This window comes from Aeromicrobium sp., from assembly GCF_049587115.1.
Taxonomy (GTDB): domain Bacteria; phylum Actinomycetota; class Actinomycetes; order Propionibacteriales; family Nocardioidaceae; genus Aeromicrobium.
In genome coordinates this window covers 1-2,492 of sequence record NZ_JBAVDI010000101.1, presented here as the reverse complement: position 1 = coordinate 2,492, position 2,492 = coordinate 1, and the positions used below count along the sequence as shown (strand labels likewise).

Annotated in this window: 2 protein-coding genes; both read left to right on the top strand. The window is 68.3% G+C overall.

Annotation, left to right across the window (positions count from 1 at the left end):
* The coding region (locus WB461_RS09560) for a sulfate/molybdate ABC transporter ATP-binding protein (protein ID WP_423852503.1) at positions 1 to 935 on the top strand (935 nt) is incomplete at its 5' end.
* A 78-nt stretch (positions 936 to 1,013) separates the two neighbouring features.
* Positions 1,014 to 2,399 carry a class II fumarate hydratase gene (locus WB461_RS09555; RefSeq protein ID WP_423852502.1) on the top strand — a complete coding sequence of 462 codons (1,386 nt, stop codon included), beginning with the start codon at positions 1,014 to 1,016 and terminating at the stop codon, positions 2,397 to 2,399.
* Positions 2,400 to 2,492: the final 93 nt, after the last annotated feature.

Sequence of the window (2,492 nt, the reverse complement as noted above, 5' to 3'; positions counted from 1 at the left end):
CATCGGTCCTCGCCTCGATCGCCGGGGTGCTGCGCCCCGACGCCGGGCGAGCCGTCCTCGGAGCAACTGTCCTGTTTGACGCTGCAGACGGAACGTGGCTGTCCGCGCACGACCGCGGCACCGCCCTGCTGGCCCAGGATCCGCTGTTGTTCCCGCGCCTGAGCGTGCTCGACAACGTCGCCTTCGGTCCACGCAGCGCTGGACACTCGCGCGCCGAGTCCAGGGCGGCGGCACGGACGTGGCTGGCGGCCGTCGATTCGCTCGAGCTGGCGGGCCAACGGCCGTCCACGCTCTCCGGCGGGCAGGCGCAGCGCGTCGCGATCGCCCGCGCACTCGCCGCCGAACCCAGACTGCTGCTGCTGGACGAACCGATGGCCGCGCTCGACGTCACGGTCGTCCCAGCGATGCGCCAGGTCCTGCGTCGAGTGCTGGCTGACCGCACCGCGATCATCGTGACCCACGACGTGCTCGACGCGCTTCTGCTCGCCGACCGGGTCATCGTGATGGAGGGCGGCCGGATCGTGGAGCACGGCCCGACCCGGGACGTTCTCACCACGCCACGGAGCAGGTTCGGGGCGGACATCGCCGGCCTCAACCTAGTGCGTGGCACCTCGTCCGGCGGTGCGGTTCGCACCTCGACCGGGGCGATGGTCGCTGGACTGTCCGGACAGCCCATGGCAGACGGCCAGGAAGCCGTCGCCGTGTTCAGCCCCAGTGCGGTCAGCGTGCACGTCGAGCCGCCGACCGGCAGTCCCCGCAACGTATTTGCCTCGACGATCCGTGAGCTTGAGCCGCATGGGGCCCAGGTCCGGGTGCGGACTGACGACCTCAGCGCAGACGTCACCGTCCCGGTCGTTGCCGAGCTGGACCTTGCGCCGGGACGACCGATCTTCCTGGTCGTGAAGGCCAGCGAGGTCTCGATCCATCCAGCCTGATCCTCCACCCCGGAGCACGGCGATGCGAACCGGACGCCCGTCGCGCGGCCGCTGGCGTCCCACCGATATCGTCGCTGCATGACCGAATACCGCATCGAGCACGACACCATGGGCGAGGTACGCGTCCCGGCCGACGCCCTCTGGCGCGCCCAGACCCAGCGCGCCGTCGAGAACTTCCCGATCTCCGGCACCCCGATCGAGCCGGCCCAGATCCGCGCGCTCGCGCAGATCAAGGCTGCCTGCGCCAAGGCCAATGCCGAGCTGGGCATCCTGGATCAGGACATTGCCGATGCGATCGTGGCCGCCGCCGAGGAAGTCGCCTCCGGCGCGCACGACGCGCAGTTCCCGATCGACGTCTTCCAGACCGGGTCCGGCACCTCGAGCAACATGAACACCAACGAGGTCCTTGCGACCCTGGCCACCCGGTCGCTCGGCAAAGACGTCCACCCCAACGACCACGTCAACGCCAGCCAGTCGTCGAACGACGTGTTCCCGACGTCGATCCATCTCGCGGCGACCGCATCGGCCAGCAACGAGCTGATCCCGGCCCTGAACCATCTCGCGACGTCTCTTGAGGCCAAGGCCGACGAGTTCGCCTCGGTGGTCAAGTCCGGCCGCACCCACCTGATGGACGCCACCCCGGTCACCCTTGGCCAGGAATTCGGCGGCTACGCCCATCAGATCCGTCGCGGGATCGAGCGGATCGAGGCCTCCTTGCCGCGTACGGCCGAGGTCCCGCTCGGCGGCACCGCGGTCGGGACCGGCATCAACACCCCGATAGGTTTCCCGCAGCGCGTCATCGAGATCCTCGCCGAGAGCACTGGGCTGCCGATCACCGAGGCGGTCGACCACTTCGAGGCCCAGAGTGCACGGGACGGACTTGTCGAGATGTCTGGGCAGCTGCGCACCGTTGCCGTCAGCCTGACCAAGATCTGCAACGATCTGCGCTGGATGGGCTCGGGACCCCGCACAGGTCTCGGCGAGATCGCCCTCCCCGACCTGCAGCCGGGATCGAGCATCATGCCCGGCAAGGTCAACCCGGTCCTGCCCGAGGCGACGCTGATGGTCGCGGCGCAGGTCATCGGCAACGACGCGACAATCGCGACGGCCGGGGCCTCGGGCTCATTCGAGCTCAACGTCATGCTGCCGGTCATCGGTCGCAATCTGCTGGAGTCGATGCGCCTGCTGGGCAACGCCTCGCGTGTGCTGGCCGATCGCTGCATCGACGGCATCACTGCCGACGAGGAGAGGTGCTTGTTCCTCGCCGAGTCCTCCCCGTCGGTCGTCACTCCGCTCAACCGCTTCATCGGCTACGAGAATGCGGCCAAGGTCGCCAAGCAGTCGGTCAAGGAGAAGAAGACCATCCGGCAGGTCGTCATAGAGATGGGATTCGTCGAGCGTGGGGACATCAGCGAGGCCGACCTAGACGAGGCCCTCGACGTCATGTCCATGACCCACCCCTAACCCCCCCCACGCTGACGGGTCACTTCTCGCTCACTGGCGGGTCCCAAACTGTTCGCAAAGCGAACCGAAGGTGACCCGCGAATAGGCGAGAAG

Coding starts and splice junctions, on each gene's coding strand:
- WB461_RS09555 (WP_423852502.1), top strand. CDS start 1,014: ATGACCGAATACCGCATCGAGCACGACACCATGGGCGAGGTACGCGTC.